The sequence below is a fragment of the Sphingobium sp. EM0848 genome (genome assembly GCF_013375555.1).
Taxonomy (GTDB): Bacteria; Pseudomonadota; Alphaproteobacteria; order Sphingomonadales; family Sphingomonadaceae; genus Sphingobium.
Genome location: NZ_JABXWB010000005.1, coordinates 1,368,395 through 1,385,000, shown reverse-complemented (window position 1 = coordinate 1,385,000; position 16,606 = coordinate 1,368,395). Strand labels below are relative to the sequence as shown.

Here is a 16,606-nt window from a genome sequence, read left to right as displayed (position 1 = left end):
GTGTTTTCGATGCCACGGACGACGCATCGGTCGCGGCGCTGATCGATGCGGCCATGACGGCCCATGGCGGCATCGACGCGGTGCACGCCAATTTCGCCGACCTGCGCATCATCTTCGAGGATAGCGATGCAATCAGCGTGACCGACGCGGTGCTGGAGCGGACGCTGGACGTCAATCTCAAGGGCATGATGCGGATCACCCGCCATGCCTTGCCGCGCCTGCAACAGCGCGGCGGCGGCGCGATGATCTACACCTCCTCGACGGCGGCAATTGCAGGAGAGGATACGCGGCCCTGCTATGCCATGGCGAAGAGCGGACTGAATGCGCTGGTGCGCCATGTCGCTTCACGCTGGGGTCGGGAAGGCATCCGCGCCAATGCGATCATGCCGGGGCTGGTGGTCACGCCGGAAAAGCGAGAGACGATGCCGGCGGATTTCCAGGCGCAGATATTGGCGGCGGGACGATCGCCGCGTCTGGGCGAACCCGAAGACATTGCCGCCATGGTCGCCCTGCTCGCATCACGGGACGGGGAGTGGATCAACGGCCAGTGCATCGCCGTGGACGGCGGTGCCACTTTGAGCTGAGCTGAAAATCATCGTGCTCCTGCGTAGACAGGAGCACGAGAATTACGCCCCGGCCGCCGCCTTGCGACCGGCGCGGCGACCAAAGAAGGTGCAATCCGCCAGGCTCATGCCCGAACTATAGCCATGGCCCCAGGCAGGCAGGCCCGATGTGCTGCGCCCTGCCGCGAACAGGCCGGGGATCGCCGCACCCGCGCGGTCCAGCACCTCGCCATCGGTCGAAGTCCGCAGGCCGCCCAAGGTGAAGAAGCTAAAATAGCTGTTCTGGAAGTTCATTTCCAACGCGATGAACGGCCCTTGGTCAAGCGGCGTCAGGATCGGCGCGCGCTTGCCGAACAGCGGATCGCGCCCCTCATGCGCATGGGCGTTGTAGAAGGCCATGGTCGCACTCAACGTACCGGGCGTCATTTCCAGTTCCGCCTCGACCTCTTCCCAGGTCTCGCCGGTACCCGCGATGTTCATGCCCGCCAGCTCCAGCGGCTGCGAGAAATGGGCGTTGTCGAGCAGGAGGAACACGCGATCCCCCAACTGGTCGACGGCGGCACGGCTCACCCGGCCATGATAGCAATCCTCGTTGATGAAGCGCTGCCCCGCCTGATTGACCAGCACGCCATAGGCCTGCGGTTCCGGCATGGTCCAGGGACAGGTGGTGAAGAACTGATCCATATGGATGGCGTCGCCACCCGCGCCGATGCCCAGTTCAATGCCCGATCCGTCGTCCTGATCCCCGATGGGGCTGCTAAGACGCAGCGTTTCGGGGCAATAGCGCCGCCGCATCGCCTCGTTCATGACAAAACCGCCAGTGCACAGGATGACGCCACGGCGCGCCCGCACGAAGCGGTTCACATTGTCAATCCGCACCACCAGCCCGACGATACGCTCGCCTTCCTTCACCAGCGCCACCGCTCGCGCATCAGTGACGACCTCCACGCCCAATGCGCGTGCCCGCTTTTCCAGCAGATCGACCAACGGACGACCGCCACCCCAGCCAGCATGCTGGATCACATGGCCGCGCGGCGCCGGACGGGCGCTGTCGCAAAAGGGCGCGGCGGCTTCGCTACCCGACCAGATCAGGGTGGAATCATCGACCGGCTCGATATGCTTGCCGGGCAGGTAATTGCCGCGATAGGGGACGCCCTGCGCCTTCAGCCAGTCATAATGGTTGAGCGACTCCCGCGCATAAAGATCGCATTTCGCCTCATCGGCGCATGGGCCACCCGCCATTTTGAGATAGGCGGCAAGATCCTCAACATTATCCTCGAACCCGGCGGCGCGCTGGGCATCCGTGCCGCCGCCGATATAGATTTCGCCGCCCGACAGAGCGGAGGCGCCGCCGCTGCCCGAACCGCGCTCAAACAGCATGACCCGCGCGCCCGCATCCGCCGCCTCGATCGCCGCGCAGGCGCCCGACGCGCCAAAGCCGACCACCGCGACTTCCGTGTCGAAATCCCAGGCGGCAACGTCCTGCGCGGGGTAGGGCCGATGGAGCGAAATCTCAGTCACGGGCGATCCTCTTCCTGTGCGGGCCAGAGAGCGCCCGTCTTTCCTTGGGTGATAAAGCAATGGGACATCATTGCCAATAATGCGCCCCATCGCCTAATCAAGTTTTCGCAATGATTGGTTTATAGCGGAAATCATACCATCATTGCGTATATTTTAGTCAAACCAGGCCCCGCCGTTGACCGTCACGATGCTGCCCGTGGCAAAGCTTCCGTCATCACCCGCCAGAAAGGCGACCGCACCCGCAATTTCATCGGGATGGGCCAGCCGCTTCATCAGGCTGTCGGCGGCAATCGCTTCCTTCACCTCAACGGGCAGCGGCGCATAGATCGGCGTTTCGGTCGCGCCAGGATTGACCGCATTGACGCGGATGCCCCGGTCCGCCAGCTCGCGTGCCATGGCGCGAGTCATGCCCAGCACCGCTGCCTTCGCCGCGCAATAGGGAATCGGGCCATCGCCCTTCACCCCCGCAGTGGAACCGATATTGACGATGGCGCCGCCCGTTCCCTGCTCCGCCATCAGCCGCACGGCGGCGCGGCTGCATTTGAACGTGCCGTCCAGCGTCACCGCCAGCACGCCGCTCCAGCCCGCATCCTCGCAATATATAGTCTGGTCGACATGGACGGCAGGGTTCGTCGCCCGCTCCGCCTGCGCCGCATAATAACGGTCCATGCCATCGCCCGGTGCGCTGCCGCGCCCTGCATTGTTGACCAGCACGTCGACGCCGCCCAGCGCTTCCTTCACTTGCGCGAAGGCGCGGTCGACCGATTCCGTGTCCGCCACATTGCAGGCGATGCCAACATGCGGTGCGGGCAACACCGCACCCGCCGCCGCCGCATCCAGATCGAGCAGGGCGACCACTGCGCCCTCCTCCGCCAGCCGCCGCGCGATCGACGCACCGATTCCCTGCGCTGCGCCCGTGACGACAGCGCGCTTACCCTTCAGTCTCTGCATGATCCTCAATCCTCGACTTCGGGGCGCCAAGCGACGCCGTTGATATGCCCGCCGCCATCGACGAAGAAGCTGTTACCCGTGGTGTAGCCACCGCCCTCGCTGGCCAGGAACACCGCGACCGGCCCGACATCGCGCGTCGCGTCGCCGAAGCGGCCCACCGGCACCTGTTGCAGGATCGCCTGCGCCATTTCCGGGTTGGCGGCGAAATAATCCTTCGCCTGCGGACTGGTCGCCGAGGGGCAGATGATGTTGCAGGTGATGCCATGCGGTCCCCATTCGACCGCCGCCGTGCGGGTGAGCGCCCGCACCGCTTCCTTGCTGGCATTATAGGCAACGGTGAACATATGCGCGTTCACCCCGTTCAGCGATCCCAGGTTGATGATCCGGCCATAGCCCTGCGCTTTCATCACCGGAAAGGCCGCGCGCATGGCGCGGAACGCGGACCAGTAATTGAGGTCGAACGCGCCCGCCATGTCCGCGTCCGTATGGTTCTCGAAACGCTTGGGAAAGCTGCCTCCGGCATTGTTGACCAGGATATCGAGCCGGCCGCCGAGCTGTTCGACGGCGGTGGCGACCATGCGATCCACCGCAGCCGCGTCGGTCACGTCCACGGGCTGGGCGAACGCCTTCACGTCATGGTTGGCGCGCAGCCATTCTGCTTCACGCTCCGCCTCCTCGCCCCGCCGTTGCGCGACGACGATATCCGCCCCTGCTCCGGCAAGAGCACGGGCAATCCCCTGCCCCACGCCCTGTCCGCCACCCGTCACGAGCGCCGTGCGCCCCGCCAGTATCTTTTCCATCATCTTCTCCAATGTTGCCGGGCGCTTCAGGCGTTCAGGGCCGGATAGTCCGTATAGCCCCGGTGGTCGTCGCCCTGTCCGGTATAGAAGGTCTCGCGATTGGCATGGGCCAGCGGCGCGCCAGCACGGAAGCGTTCAACGAGATCGGGATTGGCGATATAGGCATAGCCAAAGGAGACCGCCTCCGCCTTGCCCTCCGCCAGCACCGCCCGCGCCTTGTCCAGCGTCAGGCCGCAATTCTCGATCACCGATCCGCGCCAGTTCGCGCGCACCAGATCCAGCGCATCGAAGCCCTTATTGGGAATGTGGATCAGGTGCACATAGCCAAGGCCAAGGCCATCCACCGCCTGCAACAGCGTGCGGTAGGTTTCCGCCGGATCGGCATCAGCCATGCCGTTGAAGCCGACGCCGGGACAGATGCGGAAGCCCACGCGCCCCGCCCCGATGGCGGCGGCCAGCGCCTCCAGTATCTCGACCACGAAGCGGACACGGTTTTCCGCTGATCCGCCATAGCGGTCGGTCCGCTGATTGCTGTTGGAGGAGAGGAATTGCATCGGCAGATAGCCACTGGCGCAATGCAGCTCCACACCGTCCAGACCTGCGGCCATCGCGTTGCGCGCGGCCGCGACATATTCCGCGACCACGCCGGCAATCTCATCACCTTCCAGCGCGCGGGGTATTTCAGTCGGCTGCGGCACCCCGTCCGGGCCGGGAATGGGATCGGGACAGGCTATGGCAGAGGGTGCTACCGTGTCCGCGTCCGGCGCCTTGTTGGCGCGGACACTGGCGCGGCCGACATGCATGAGTTGCATGACGATCCGCCCGCCTTCGCCATGCACGGCGTCGGCCACCTGGCGCCAGCCCTCGACCTGCGCCTCATTGTGAATGCCAGGCGTGCGCCAATAGCCCTTGCCTGCGGGCGAAGGCTGCGTCCCCTCGGTCACGATCAGACCTGCGCTGGCGCGCTGGCGGTAATATTCCACCATCGCCGCCGTCGGCTCATCCTGCGGCCCTGCCCGGTCGCGGGTCATCGGTGCCATGACGATGCGGTTGGCAAGCACGATGTCGCCCAGCGTCACGGGGGAGAAAATATCGGTCACCGCCTTCAACTCCGCACGCGGGACTTGGGCAGCGGAGCGCCACGCCGCATCGTCTCGATGAATTTCTCCAGTGGCGCGGCCGGTTCGACCGGCCCGTCATGGGGCTGACCCAGCCGTTCCCAATAGGTCTTCCAACTCGGGAACAGATCATGGAAGCTGCCATGATAGGGCGGGACGCCCGGCCAGCGCATCTTGCGGTCACCGACCGGCGGCTTGTTGAGGTCGGTCGCATACCAATAGAGCGGCAGGCGGCGGCGGAAATACCAGCGACCCTCGATCCGTTCATACTGATCGAAATACATCATCTGCATGATGACCCATTCGGGGCCGCATTCGTGCTCGTTCTTCGAATAGACGACGCCCTGCGCATGATCAGGATCGTCGAAATCGATGATATGCCCGCCAATATGGTGCGACGTGCCGTCGAACTGCATCGAATGGGTTTCGTCGAACCAGTCGCGCAGCGCCTTGCGCCCGCTCTTGCCGCCGCCGACACGCACATCTTCGGGAAACAGGTTCACCCAGGCATCGGAATCGCGCATGTCCAGCGCCAGTGAATATTTGGCGGGCAACTGGCGGATCGCATCCAGCGATTCCAGCCGATCGATACGCGCCAACAGGCTTTCGGTCTCGCTCATGCTCTCCCTCAACTCCTTTGAATTTGCGTAGTGATTTTCACCATTGTAAGCGCAAATTAAAATGTTAAAATAGGTCAAAAGCAATGACAAAGGAGCTCAACAGACATTTTTCCCGCCCAGCGCCGGGCCGCGCCTCGGCCACGGTGGCGCGCGACCTGCTGCGCCTGGTGGGTGCCTATGGCGGCAACCAGCCCGCTTTGCTGCGTGATGCGGGGTTGACCCATCTCTCCGCCAGCCTGCTTTCCCCCACCGCTCCTGCCCCTGCTTTGTCCCATGACGAGTTCGCCCGGCTCTATGCCCGTTGCACCTGGGCACTCGACGAATGCGCCGCCCGGCAGGAGGGGCGCGAGCCCCTGACCAAGCTCGGCATCGACATGCTGTGCCATTGCGTCATCACCAGCCGCACACTGCGCGAGGCGATTGAGCGGACAGACCAGTTTTCCCTGCTCATCGGCCCGCGCGCCGGGCGGCTGCGCCTCCATGAGGAAGGCGGCATGGCGCGGCTGGACATGGAAACGGCGCGCACGGTGCACAACGCCTGCGCCTATCTGTCCGACCTGACGGGCCTTTCAACCTATCATCGGCTGTTCGGCTGGCTGATCGGGGAGGATATCCGGCTGACGGGCGCGGCGATGCGCTATCCGCCTTTGCTGGATGAACGGACGATCTTCTACCTGATGCCGCATCCGCTGACCCATGGCGCGGCGGAAAACAGCCTGCGCTTTGCCGCCGACTATCTGGACCGGCCCGTCATCCGCACGCCGCCGGAGCTGAAGCCGCTGATCCGCAGCTTTCCCTTCGATCTGGCCGTGCCGCTGTCGAAGGACGCGCCCCTGTCGGAACGCATCCTGCACCTCTTCGCGGCCATGTTGACCAGCGGCGAAGCGCCTGCGACGGCAGCGTGGCTGGCCCGGTCCTTCAGCATCAGCGAAGCGACGCTGAAACGCCGGCTGGCGGCGGAGGGAACCGCGCTGATCGCGCTTCGCGCCCAGGCCCGGCAGGATATTGCGGAAAGGCTGCTGTCCGATCCCCGACTGTCGATCACGGAGATAGCGCGACGCACCCATTTCAGCGATGCCACCGCGTTTCGGCGGGCCTTCCACCAATGGACCGGTCAGTCGCCCGCAGCCTGGCGGGCAGGGTTGGGGTGAGGGGATTCCCTCAATCCAGCATCAAATGCATGCGCGCGCTGGCGATCGGCTTGTCCCTGTCACGCTGCCAGCAAAGCGCGCTGGCGTTCACGATACGCTTGCCGATCCGAACGATCCGTGCCTGCGCAAAGCTGTCCGCCATTTCACCGCCGCGCAGAAAGTCGAAGGAAATATTCACCGGCCGCGGCCGCCGGTCGATCCCGCCCAGTTCCAGCGACACCGCCTCCAGACAGGCCAGTTCCAACAGGCTGGCGATCACGCCACCATAGAGAAAGCCAGTCCGACCCTCCAGATCGGACGACACCGGCATCATCAAGGTGCCGGTATCAAGGGTCCGAATCCCCAGCATCTGTGCATAAGGTGTGTCCGCGATCATGCGTCATCCATAAAAAAGAAACTGATCGCGGCGGAGGCCACGCGGTCCTCCGGCGCTCCGTCATGCACCTCGCAATTCAGGAAAGCGACCTGCCGCGTCAGATGATGACAGGTGGCGCGGGCATGGAGAGTCTGCCCCACCCGCGCCCCGCGCAGATAATCAACCCGCATGTCCAGCGTCGCCATCGGCCGCCATTGCCGCGTCCGCGCGATCACCGCCGCACCCGCCGCCGCATCGATCAGCGAGAGGATCGGCCCTGACGATACCAGCCCCTTGTCGGCATCCATCAGGAAGCGTGGATCATAGGGGCAGGCCATTTCCACCCAGTCAGGCCCGTCGGCGACCGAATACAGCCCCAGCATGGCATGATGGCCACGCGGCGGCAGGTTCTTCAGCCGCTCGAACAGATCTTCCTCTTGCGTCATCCTTTCGGGACGTAACGCGGTTCGCGCGGCAGGCCAAGCCCGCGTTCCGCGATCAGGTTGCGCTGAATCTGATTGGTGCCGCCATAGATGGTGTCAGCGCGGGAGAAGAGGAACAGATTGGGCAGCATATCCCATTCATATTCCGCATGGTCCGTGACTTCGCCCGCCTGCCCCAGCACGTCCATCGCCAGTTCACCCAGATTGCGGCGCCAGCTGGCCCACTGGATCTTGTAGGTCAGCGCGGCGCCATCGATCTTCTTGTGATCGGTCTGCGACAGCATCCGCAGCGCGCCATAGCGCATCAGCCGCAGGCCAATCTCCGCCTTCGCAAGACGCTGGCGGATCAGCGGGTCATTGGCCGCGCCATTGGCCTTGGCCGCCACGATGATCTCGTCCAGTTCGTTGCGAAAACCCATTTGCTGGCCCAACGTCGACACGCCGCGTTCGAAGGCGAGCAGGCCCATGGCGATGCCCCAGCCCTGCCCGACCGCACCGATCAGGCTGTCCGCCGGACAGCGCGCATCGGTGAAGAAAGTCTCGTTGAACTCAGCATCGCCATTGATCTGGCGGATGCCGCGCACCTCAATGCCCGGCTGATCCAGCGGCATCATCAGGAAGGTCAGGCCCTTGGGTCCCTGCGACCCTTCCTCCGTGCGGGTGACAACAAAGATCCAGTCGGAGATATGGGCAAGGCTGGTCCAGATCTTCTGGCCGTTCACCACCCATTCGCCGCCCTCCAGCCGCCCGCGCGTGCGGACGCTGGCCAGGTCCGACCCCGCATTGGGTTCGGAAAAGCCCTGGCAGAAGATCGTCGTGCCACCTGCGATGCCGGGCAGGAACTGGCGCTTCTGTTCCTCCGTACCGAAGGCCAGGATGGTCGGCCCGGCCAATTCGACGCCGATATGGTTGATACGACCCGGCACCCCGGCGCGGGCATATTCCTCCGCGAAGATCACCTGCTGCGCCAGCGTCGCGTCGCGCCCGCCCCATTGCGACGGCCAGCCGATGCAGGACCAGCGATGGGCGGCGAGCTGCTGCTCCCATTCCTTGCGGCGCTCGGGGCTGCCGGTCAGCTTGGCGATGCCCTTGATATCCTTGAACTCGCCCGCCATCTGGCCATTCAGCCAGTCGGCGCATTCCTGCCGGAACAGTTCGTCTTCCTGCGAAAAACCCAGTTTCATGCTGCTTCCCCCAGGATCATCGTGGCAATGCGTTCGCGGTGCCAGTTGCCGCTGCCCAACATGGTCTGGAGCGAGCGGGCGCGTTTGAAGAAGAGATGCGCGTCATGTTCCCAGGTGAAACCGATGCCGCCATGCAGCTGGATCATGTCACCCGCGCACCGGAAATATGTATCGGCGGCGAAGCTCTTGGCGGCGTGGATCGCGAGATCAGCCTCATCGGACCGCTCGTCCACCGCGCAGGCCGCCCAATAGACCGCCGAACGCGCCTGCTCGATCTCGATCATCATGTCGGCCAGCCGGTGCTTATAGGCCTGGAACGAACCGATCGGACGGCCGAACTGGACGCGTTCCTGCGAATAGGCGACGGTGCGGTCGAGACAGGCCTGCGCGCCGCCCAAAGCCTCCGCCGCCACCGCAATGAAGGCGGCGCGATGCACTGCGACCAGCGCGGCGGCGGGATTGGCAAGCGCCTCACCCTGCGCGCTGTCCAGCGCCACGCGGGCAAGCGGGCGGGTCTGGTCCATGCTGGTCTGCGCTGTGACGGTCACGCCCGGATCATCGGCCCGGACCACCCACATGCCCCGATTATCGGTGACGACGAACAGCGATGCACTGGCGCCATGAGTCACATATTGCGCCCCGCCGGTCAGCCGATCGCCCTCGACCTTCAGCGCGCTGTCATAAAAATAGCCGCCAATCGCCTCGCCAGAGATCAACTCGGGCAGCAGCGCCGCACTCTGATCCTGCGTGCCCCCAGCCGCAATCGCCTGCGCCGCCTGCACCAGACTGCCCAGCATCGGCAGCGCGGCGACCTGCGCGCCGGCAGCCTCCGCGATGATCGCCAGTTCGACCATGCCCAGCCCCGATCCGCCCGTCTCTTCGGGCAGGCCGATGCCGCTCAACCCTAGTTCGCGGCAAAAGGCGGTCCACAATTCCTGATCGATGCCATCCATGGCCATGGCACGACGCACGCGCTCACTCGTCGCATTGTCGCGGAAGAAGGCCTGCGCCGTCTCCGCAATCATCTGCTGCTCTTCGGTAAAGGCGAATTCCATTTGCCTGGTAATCCTCTTCCTTGGCCCATTGCGCGGATTTACGCCCGCTATCGGTTCCGCAATGGCGGGTACGAAAGCGCAACTCGCCACCATTTGCGGATATAATTATCTAAAAATCCATAAATTGCAAGATCGAAACCGGGGCATTTTCGATATTTGCGGATATTTTTCTATTCTGTTTTACGAAAAAGTCGAATCGTCGCCTTAATCAGCCGATATCATCACCGTCTGGCTGGGGCTTTTCCGTGATGCGCACGATCCGCGAATTATATTTGACCGCGCCCACCGCAATCGAGGTTTCAATATGGTGTACCCCCGGCATCGCCAGGATCTGGTCTGCGGCCACATGATGAAACTTGCCCAGATCGGTGAACAGGCAGGTCACCATGATGTTGAACTGACCAGCCACGATCATCACCGCCCGCGCCATGGGCATGGCCGCGATCTGCCGCGCAATGTCGCGGATATTCTCTATATCGGCCTGGATGCCGATGAAGGCGATACGAACATCCCTGTCCAGGTCGAGGCTGGTGATCGCAGTGAAGGCGAGCAGCCCGTCCTGCTGCAACCGCTTGATACGGCCACGAATCGTGCCTTCATTGACGCCCAGATCCGCAGCGATCTTGCGGTTGGACACGCGGGCGTCGCGCGCCAGCATGTCGATCAGCTGACGGTCGAGATCATCGATGGACGCCTTGCTCATGCACCACCTCCCGAAACGAGTGGCCCCGATTCGAACTGATATTTGATGACGTCCAGCACGATGGAGGGCCGCATCGTCCGTACCCCCCGGATCTTGGACAATTTGTCGATCATCAGATTGGGCAGGTCGCCATATTCCCGCAGCGCCAGCAGCAGGTCGATATTATGCCGCCCGGTGACGAGGAAAACAGCGAAGACTTCGGGCAGCGTCGCCAGTTCATCGGCAACGTCCGACGCGGCGCGACCGTCGACCTCGATCGCCATCTGGATCAACACGTCCAGCCCATGGGCCGCAAAGTCCGACACGGCGACCACGTTCAACTTGTCGGACTGCTCCATCCGGCGGATGCGACCCGACACCGTGGCGGCTGTCAGGTCGAGCGATTCTGCGATCTGCTGGTTGGTGGACCGTCCGTTGCGGCGCAGGTGGCCGATGATCTTGCGGTCGATCTCGTCGATGGAAAAGCCTTCATTCATGCGGGTTCCATGGCACAATGTCCGGCCGATGGAAACGGGGCCTGTGCCAATGCCTGCCGGTCCCGCTCCAGCCGGGCGCCGGCCAGCCAGCCAAGCGCCGAAGCCAGGAAACCGAAGGGAATGATCAGGCTGAGCGCAATGGCGAGCGAATGCCCGTCATTGCCGAGCCAGCCGCTGATCGCGCCAGTCGCCCAGGGCGCGACGAAATAGCCCAGCAAAGTTGTCGCCGCCAGGAACAAGGCGGTGGACGAGGCGCGGATCGACGCGGGCAGCATATACTGCAGGGTGGCGAGGAGCCCCACCGGCCAACCGCCCCCCAGCAGCCCCGCCGGCACTGCCAGCCAGCGCGCCAGCGTGAAGCTGTCCGCCCAGGTCGCAGCCAGAATCGCCGCCGTCGCCGCGCCAATAGCCAGCGCAGACAGGCGCGAGGGCCATATCATGCTGCGTGCCGACAGCCGGTCGGCCAGCGCACCGAACAACAGGGTGCCGATCAACCCCGACAGACCGAAATTGAGCGCGAAAGCGGACTTGGCGGTCACCGGGTCCAGCCCATAACGCCGCGCGAACAGTTCCGGCCCCCAATAGGAAAAGGCAACGCCCGACAGCGCGGCCAGCCCAAAAGTCAACGCCATCAGCAGGAAGGCAGGTCGCCGCAGCAGCAGCGCCACCAGCCGGCCGAAGGGCATGACCCCATCCTCCGCCAGTTTCGTGCGCACCGGCTCTCGAATCAGCCACAGCGCCAGCACCCCCAGCGCCACGCCCGCCACGCCCATGCCGATAAAGGCCAGCCGCCAGCCATGCACCGCCGCGATCGCGGGACCGCCGCCCTGCCCGGCAATTTGGCCGAAATAAGTGGCCAACCCCAGCAGCGCGAAGGCGAAGCCGCGCTTTTCAGGCCGGAAATAATCGGACAGCAACGAATAGGCCGGGGCGACGAAGGCCGCCTCCCCCACGCCGACGCCGACCCGTGCCAGCGCCAGGCTGATCGGGCCAGTAGCAAGCCCGGTCGCAACCGTCGCGCCGCTCCACAACACGCAGCCCGCCGCGATGATGCGGATTCGGCTTCCCCGGTCAGCCATCCGCGCAAAGGGCACCCCCAGCACGACGTACAACACGACGAAAGCCGGCCCCATCAGCAGGCCCATCATCCCGTCGCCCAACCCAAACTCCGCCTTGATCGGCCCGATCAGTCCCGTGATCAGATAACGGTCGGCGAAGTTGAAGATGTAGATCGCCAGCAGCATCGCCAGCACGACCCACGGATTGGAGGGGGGCACGGAAGCTGTCCGGCTGTTCATGGCATCAATCCCGCAACAGCGATCCGCCGTTCACATGCCAGAGCTGGCCATTGACCCACACCCCGTCATCGGAGGCGAGGAAGGCGATGGCCCCGGCAATATCGTCCGGCTGGCCCAACCGCCGGTGCGGAATGGCGGCCAGCATGGAGTCGACATAATCCTGGGTCAAATGCTGGGCGACGGCTTCGGTCATCACCACGCCGGGGCAGATGCCGTTGGCGCGGATGCCCTGCTTGCCGAATTTGCGCGCGACATGGCGGACCAGCGCATGCAGCGCGTTCTTCGTCATGGGATAGGCGACCTGCAACGGATTGCCGGAAATCGCCGCGCCGGAGGAGGTGTAGATCATCGCCCCGCCGCCCCGCTCGATCAACACGGGCAGCGCCGCCTGCGTGGCCAGGAAATGGCTCTTCGCGTTGATGGCGAAGCTGCGGTCCAGCACTTCCTCGCTGCAATTGAGGATATCGATATCCCCCTCTGTCCCGCCCGCCAGATTGGAATGGTAGAAGTCGAGGCCGCCAAATTCATCCAACGCCGCCTGTACGATGGCCGCCTGCGACGCCGCGCTGGTGCCGTCCAACGCCACGCCAATCGCCTTGCCGCCCTGCTCGCGGATCGCTGCGGCGGTATCCATCGCCCATTCCGCCATGATGTCGCCGATCACGACCTGCGCGCCTTCGTCCGCCAGACGCCGCGCCGTCGCCGCGCCGATGCCGCGCCCACCGCCCGCGACGATGCCGGTCTTACCCTTCAATCCACGCATAATGTCTATCCTTGTCTATCAGAGCGCCGGACGCCGGTCCCACCAGGGCGCCGCCTTTTCGAGCTGCCCGGCAAGCCGGAACAGCGTTGCTTCGTCACCATAACGGCCCATGAACATGACCCCGATCGGCAGGCCGCCAGACGACATGCCCAGCGGCATCGACATGGCAGGCTGGCCGGTCATGTTGGCGATCTGGGTGAAGGGGGAGAAGGTTGCCGCCCGCTGGCCCCAGGTCGCGAAATCCGTATCGGGCGACAGGTTGATCTTCCCCAGTTCCAGCGGCGGCGCCGCCAATGTGGGAGAAAGGATCAGGTCATAATTGCTCATGAACTGCGCCATGGTCAGCGCCGCGGTCTGAAGCGTGGCATTGGCGCGGGCATAGTCCATGCCCGTGGTCTTCTGCCCATAGGCGATGAAGCCGAGCGTAATCGGCTCCAGCACATCCGGGCCGATCGCCACGCCGGTCGCCTTCGCCCGGTCGAGCATGTCGGCCGCGACCGAGGAACCGATCAGCACGAAACTGGCCGCGCCCATCGCCGCGATGTCGAGTTTCGGCGCAGCCTCCTCGACATGATGGCCCAGGCTCTCGCACAGCCGCGCGGCCTTTTCCGCCGCCGCCAGACATTCGGGGTCGACCGGCGATCCGGCAGGCGCATCCTTCATGAAGGCGATGCGCAGCCGTCCGGGTGCCCTTTCAAGCTGGGACAGGAAGCTGCCCTCGGGCGTCGGCGCGCCATAGCGGCTGCCCGGCTCCACCCCATGGGTCGCGTCCAGTATCGCGGCGGAATCCCGCACCGACCGGGTCACGGCATGGTGGACCGACAGCCCGCCCCAGCCCTCCGTGCGCGGCGGACCCATCGGCACGCGGCCCCGGCTGGGTTTCAAACCGAACAGGCCGCAGCAGGAAGCTGGAATGCGGATCGAACCGCCGCCGTCCGTGGCATGGGCTGCGGGCAACACGCCTGCCGCGACCGCCGCCGCCGCGCCGCCGGAGGAGCCGCCCGCAATATGGGCCGGGTTCCACGGATTGCGCGTTGCGCCGGTCAGCTTGTTCTCGGTCGTGCCGGTCAGCCCCATTTCCGGCACGGTGGTCTTGCCGAAGATGACGAAACCCGCCCGCTCGATCCGACGGACCAGTTCGGAGGTCACTTCGGGCTTGTAGCCCTTATAAAAGCGGCTGCCATTATCGGTCGGCAGGCCGGCGATATAGGTGTTGAGATCCTTCAGCAGCCAGGGAACACCGCTGAACGGCCCTTCCGGCAGGCCCCGCTTGATGGCGGCGCGGCCATAGTCATAATGTTCCTGCGCCATGAAGTTGAAGCGCGGGTTCATCGTCTCCACCCGCGCGATCGAGGCGTCGAGCAATTCGGTGGGCGAAACCTTCTTGCGGCGGACCAGATCGGCCAGCCCCAGCGAATCCTGCGTGTCGAGCGGGCTGGAGGATGTCGCCGCTTTCGCCGCGCCTGTCATTCCCAGCAGCGCCGCCGCGCCGACCCCCGCCATGCTTTCCCGGCGTGTCATGTCCATTCAAATCCTCTCCCGCGTGCGCCGCCTGTTTCATTATCGTCCTGCGCAGGCACTCGTCTCGCTCGAGCGCCTGCGCAGCGGATCGGTCACTTCATCCAGTTACGAAGCAGCCTGATCCACATAGTAGCGCGAATAATATTTGCGGAACTGCGGGATCGGGCCGTCACCATCGCAGATGATCGGGTTCGGCTCGAACTTCTGCCGGTCCCAGACGACCTTGTCCTGATCGAACTGCTTGCAGATGTCGCGGATGATCGCCTTGGCGACGCCCGCGCGCTCGCCCTCGGCCTGCGCCTTGGGCTGGGTAAAGCAGAAGCGGACATGAACATGGTCCAGCTCGACCGGCGCAAGGCAGGCGACCAGCAGCGTTTCGGAAATGCCGGTGAAGCGCGTCCAGCTCTGGCCCGGGCCCATGGTGTCATAGCTGATCAGGCCGTCCACCTCGCCCCAGGGCGTGCCCATCTTCGCCTTGACGTCGGCGCCGCGGCCCCATTCGCCCCAGCGCAGCTCGCCCAGCGGCACATTGGCGGTTCCATGGATGTAGCGGAAATGCGCCACGTCCACGCCATTTTCGGCCATGTTCTGGATCGAACCCCAGACATTCCATTCATGGATCTCATAGTCGGTCCATTCGGGATCGGTCGCTTCGGGCAACACGGCCACCTCGAACAGCGGCGCGACATCCTCCGGATGATACCAAGCCCAGATCCAGCGATTGGCTTCGGTGATGTGCCAGTTGCGCGTGCATTTGCGCTTCACCTGAGGCGGGACGACGCGGGCATAGGGAATTTCCTTCACCGCCGCCTCGTCACCATCATAGCGCCAGGCGTGGAAGGGGCATTCCAGCAGATTGCCATGCACCTTGCCGCCATGGCCCATATGCGCACCCAGATGCTTGCAATAGGCGTCGAGCATCCGGACCTTGCCGTCCTCTCCGCGCCAGATCGCCAAATCCTTGGAGAAATAGCGCAGCGGCTGGACCTCGCCCACCTGCAGTTCGGACGAGAGCAGGATCGGATACCAGCCAAAGGGAATACCGATATTCAGGTTGCGTTCCTCGATCGAGGCGCGGCCCTTCACTTCGGCCAGGCGCCAGTCGGCCAGGTCCTGGCCCTTCAGCTTTTCGAGGATCTGCCAGACCGCCACCGGGGGGGTGCGGGCGTCTGTTGCGTCATGCGTGTTCGACATGGGAAAGCTCCGCTATCTTATTTCAGGTCAAAGACCTTGAGGGCGTTTTCGCGCAGGAATTTCGGCCAGACCTCATCCTTGAACGGCACATTCTGCATATCGCTGAAGATGCGGTCGAGGCTGAGCCCCATGGGGAAATAGCCAGCATAGATGATCTTGTCGGCGCCACGTGTATTGGCGTAGTCGATGATCGCCTTGGGATAGTGCTTGGGCGCGAAGGCGCTGGTCGAATAATAGAGGTTCGGCCATTTCAGCATCAGCTTGACGGCCAACGCCTCCCACGGCTCGGCGCCGTGGCGCATGACGATCTTGAGGTCCGGGAAGTACCAGCAGACTTCGTCCAGATGCTCGACCTTCTGCGTCTCCATCGGGATGCGGGGACCGGGAATGCCGACATTGAGCAGCACCGGCAGGCCCAGTTCCGCCGCGCAGGTGTAGAGTGGGAACATATATTTATGGTTGATCGCGACCTGCGGCAGCGTACCCGCCGGAAACACACTGATCGCCGACAGACCGACTTCGGCATGGATGCGCTTGATCCGGCGCACTTCCTCCATACCCCCATTCGGGTTGCAGGGCAGGTCGAAGAAGAAACGGTCGCCGTACATTTCCTTGGCGCGGTAAGATGTTGCATTGTCGTTCCAGCCGACTAGCGCCTTGTCGATATTGTGCTGGTCCATCTGCTCGACGGTCCAGGACACGAAATCGTCGACCTTGCCGGTCTGCGGAATGTCCTTGAACATATATTGCGCGGGCATCGCGAACTGCTGAAGCGTCTGCTGGTCCTTGATCAGCGGGCGGAAGGGCGCGAACCATTCGGAACGGTCCTCCGCCTCCGGAATGCCCAGCATGCAGTCGATGATCTTGATATCCTTGGGCATGGCCATGGG

18 protein-coding genes (1 of these 18 only partly in view) are annotated in these 16,606 nt (G+C 64.1%); 2 read left to right on the top strand and 16 right to left on the bottom strand.

The window, feature by feature from the left end; genetic code table 11:
* A protein-coding gene (locus tag HUK73_RS24430; RefSeq protein WP_255326533.1) for an SDR family NAD(P)-dependent oxidoreductase crosses the window boundary here: on the top strand, positions 1-584 show its 3' portion. The gene continues 202 nt to the left of window position 1, outside the view; the window shows 584 of its 786 coding nt (coding positions 203-786); the start codon falls outside the window, past its left edge; it ends in the stop codon at positions 582-584.
* Between the two features lie 42 nt (positions 585-626).
* Here the strand turns inward: HUK73_RS24430 and HUK73_RS24425 are convergent, their stop codons facing one another.
* The 5 genes from HUK73_RS24425 to HUK73_RS24405 all read right to left on the bottom strand — a co-directional run bounded on the left by HUK73_RS24425 (position 627) and on the right by HUK73_RS24405 (position 5,573).
* Positions 627-2,084: an FAD-dependent oxidoreductase gene (locus tag HUK73_RS24425; protein WP_176594345.1), complete on the bottom strand. Its 1,458-nt coding sequence runs from the start codon at positions 2,082-2,084 to the stop codon at positions 627-629.
* Positions 2,085-2,237: 153 nt separating this feature from the next.
* Positions 2,238-3,035, bottom strand: a complete 798-nt coding sequence (locus HUK73_RS24420; RefSeq protein WP_176594344.1) for an SDR family NAD(P)-dependent oxidoreductase — start codon at positions 3,033-3,035, stop codon at positions 2,238-2,240.
* 5 nt (positions 3,036-3,040) lie between these two features.
* Positions 3,041-3,838 carry an SDR family NAD(P)-dependent oxidoreductase gene (locus tag HUK73_RS24415; protein WP_255326532.1) on the bottom strand — a complete coding sequence of 266 codons (798 nt, stop codon included), beginning with the start codon at positions 3,836-3,838 and terminating at the stop codon, positions 3,041-3,043.
* 23 nt (positions 3,839-3,861) lie between these two features.
* Positions 3,862-4,935, bottom strand: coding sequence for an alkene reductase (locus tag HUK73_RS24410; RefSeq protein ID WP_176594343.1), 1,074 nt, complete (start codon positions 4,933-4,935; stop codon positions 3,862-3,864).
* A 5-nt stretch (positions 4,936-4,940) separates the two neighbouring features.
* Positions 4,941-5,573 (bottom strand): nuclear transport factor 2 family protein, encoded by a 633-nt coding sequence (locus HUK73_RS24405; protein ID WP_176594342.1) that lies wholly within the window; start codon positions 5,571-5,573, stop codon positions 4,941-4,943.
* A gap of 83 nt (positions 5,574-5,656) precedes the next feature.
* Here HUK73_RS24405 and HUK73_RS24400 point away from each other — a divergent pair, with 83 nt between their 5' ends.
* Positions 5,657-6,724 (top strand): AraC family transcriptional regulator, encoded by a 1,068-nt coding sequence (locus tag HUK73_RS24400; protein ID WP_176594341.1) that lies wholly within the window; start codon positions 5,657-5,659, stop codon positions 6,722-6,724.
* 10 nt (positions 6,725-6,734) lie between these two features.
* Here HUK73_RS24400 and HUK73_RS24395 read toward each other — a convergent pair whose 3' ends face one another.
* The 11 genes from HUK73_RS24395 to HUK73_RS24345 form a co-directional block, all read right to left on the bottom strand.
* Positions 6,735-7,100 carry a PaaI family thioesterase gene (locus HUK73_RS24395; protein WP_176594340.1) on the bottom strand — a complete coding sequence of 122 codons (366 nt, stop codon included), beginning with the start codon at positions 7,098-7,100 and terminating at the stop codon, positions 6,735-6,737.
* Entirely contained in the window at positions 7,097-7,525 is a 429-nt protein-coding gene (locus HUK73_RS24390; RefSeq protein WP_176594339.1) for a PaaI family thioesterase, read from the bottom strand. Before HUK73_RS24390 ends, HUK73_RS24395 begins: the two co-directional genes overlap by 4 nt.
* Positions 7,522-8,706, bottom strand: a complete 1,185-nt coding sequence (locus HUK73_RS24385; protein ID WP_176594338.1) for an acyl-CoA dehydrogenase family protein — start codon at positions 8,704-8,706, stop codon at positions 7,522-7,524. Before HUK73_RS24385 ends, HUK73_RS24390 begins: the two co-directional genes overlap by 4 nt.
* Complete coding sequence (locus tag HUK73_RS24380) at positions 8,703-9,761, bottom strand: acyl-CoA dehydrogenase family protein (protein WP_176594337.1); 1,059 nt, start codon at positions 9,759-9,761, stop codon at positions 8,703-8,705. The genes HUK73_RS24385 and HUK73_RS24380 overlap by 4 nt, the downstream gene beginning before the upstream one ends.
* 208 nt (positions 9,762-9,969) lie before the next feature.
* Positions 9,970-10,464, bottom strand: coding sequence for an Lrp/AsnC family transcriptional regulator (locus HUK73_RS24375; RefSeq protein ID WP_176594336.1), 495 nt, complete (start codon positions 10,462-10,464; stop codon positions 9,970-9,972).
* Positions 10,461-10,940, bottom strand: a complete 480-nt coding sequence (locus tag HUK73_RS24370) for an Lrp/AsnC family transcriptional regulator (RefSeq protein ID WP_176594335.1) — start codon at positions 10,938-10,940, stop codon at positions 10,461-10,463. The genes HUK73_RS24375 and HUK73_RS24370 overlap by 4 nt, the downstream gene beginning before the upstream one ends.
* On the bottom strand, positions 10,937-12,238 hold the full coding sequence (locus tag HUK73_RS24365) for an MFS transporter (protein ID WP_176594334.1): 1,302 nt from the start codon (positions 12,236-12,238) through the stop codon (positions 10,937-10,939). Before HUK73_RS24365 ends, HUK73_RS24370 begins: the two co-directional genes overlap by 4 nt.
* A 4-nt stretch (positions 12,239-12,242) precedes the next feature.
* Positions 12,243-13,001: an SDR family NAD(P)-dependent oxidoreductase gene (locus HUK73_RS24360; RefSeq protein WP_176594333.1), complete on the bottom strand. Its 759-nt coding sequence runs from the start codon at positions 12,999-13,001 to the stop codon at positions 12,243-12,245.
* A gap of 18 nt (positions 13,002-13,019) precedes the next feature.
* Entirely contained in the window at positions 13,020-14,528 is a 1,509-nt protein-coding gene (locus HUK73_RS24355) for an amidase (protein WP_176594332.1), read from the bottom strand.
* Positions 14,529-14,627: 99 nt separating this feature from the next.
* Positions 14,628-15,716 carry a Rieske 2Fe-2S domain-containing protein gene (locus HUK73_RS24350; protein ID WP_176594331.1) on the bottom strand — a complete coding sequence of 363 codons (1,089 nt, stop codon included), beginning with the start codon at positions 15,714-15,716 and terminating at the stop codon, positions 14,628-14,630.
* A 17-nt stretch (positions 15,717-15,733) separates the two neighbouring features.
* Positions 15,734-16,603, bottom strand: coding sequence for an amidohydrolase family protein (locus tag HUK73_RS24345; protein WP_176594330.1), 870 nt, complete (start codon positions 16,601-16,603; stop codon positions 15,734-15,736).
* Positions 16,604-16,606: the final 3 nt, after the last annotated feature.

Bases quoted from the DNA above. Each gene is read 5' to 3' on its own strand.
- HUK73_RS24420 (WP_176594344.1), bottom strand. From the start codon at position 3,035: ATGCAGAGACTGAAGGGTAAGCGCGCTGTCGTCACGGGCGCAGCGCAG.
- HUK73_RS24415 (WP_255326532.1), bottom strand. From the start codon at position 3,838: ATGATGGAAAAGATACTGGCGGGGCGCACGGCGCTCGTGACGGGTGGC.
- HUK73_RS24405 (WP_176594342.1), bottom strand. From the start codon at position 5,573: ATGAGCGAGACCGAAAGCCTGTTGGCGCGTATCGATCGGCTGGAATCG.
- HUK73_RS24400 (WP_176594341.1), top strand. From the start codon at position 5,657: ATGACAAAGGAGCTCAACAGACATTTTTCCCGCCCAGCGCCGGGCCGC.
- HUK73_RS24395 (WP_176594340.1), bottom strand. From the start codon at position 7,100: ATGATCGCGGACACACCTTATGCACAGATGCTGGGGATTCGGACCCTT.
- HUK73_RS24390 (WP_176594339.1), bottom strand. From the start codon at position 7,525: ATGACGCAAGAGGAAGATCTGTTCGAGCGGCTGAAGAACCTGCCGCCG.
- HUK73_RS24385 (WP_176594338.1), bottom strand. From the start codon at position 8,706: ATGAAACTGGGTTTTTCGCAGGAAGACGAACTGTTCCGGCAGGAATGC.
- HUK73_RS24380 (WP_176594337.1), bottom strand. From the start codon at position 9,761: ATGGAATTCGCCTTTACCGAAGAGCAGCAGATGATTGCGGAGACGGCG.
- HUK73_RS24375 (WP_176594336.1), bottom strand. From the start codon at position 10,464: ATGAGCAAGGCGTCCATCGATGATCTCGACCGTCAGCTGATCGACATG.
- HUK73_RS24370 (WP_176594335.1), bottom strand. From the start codon at position 10,940: ATGAATGAAGGCTTTTCCATCGACGAGATCGACCGCAAGATCATCGGC.
- HUK73_RS24365 (WP_176594334.1), bottom strand. From the start codon at position 12,238: ATGAACAGCCGGACAGCTTCCGTGCCCCCCTCCAATCCGTGGGTCGTG.
- HUK73_RS24360 (WP_176594333.1), bottom strand. From the start codon at position 13,001: ATGCGTGGATTGAAGGGTAAGACCGGCATCGTCGCGGGCGGTGGGCGC.
- HUK73_RS24355 (WP_176594332.1), bottom strand. From the start codon at position 14,528: ATGGACATGACACGCCGGGAAAGCATGGCGGGGGTCGGCGCGGCGGCG.
- HUK73_RS24350 (WP_176594331.1), bottom strand. From the start codon at position 15,716: ATGTCGAACACGCATGACGCAACAGACGCCCGCACCCCCCCGGTGGCG.
- HUK73_RS24345 (WP_176594330.1), bottom strand. From the start codon at position 16,603: ATGGCCATGCCCAAGGATATCAAGATCATCGACTGCATGCTGGGCATT.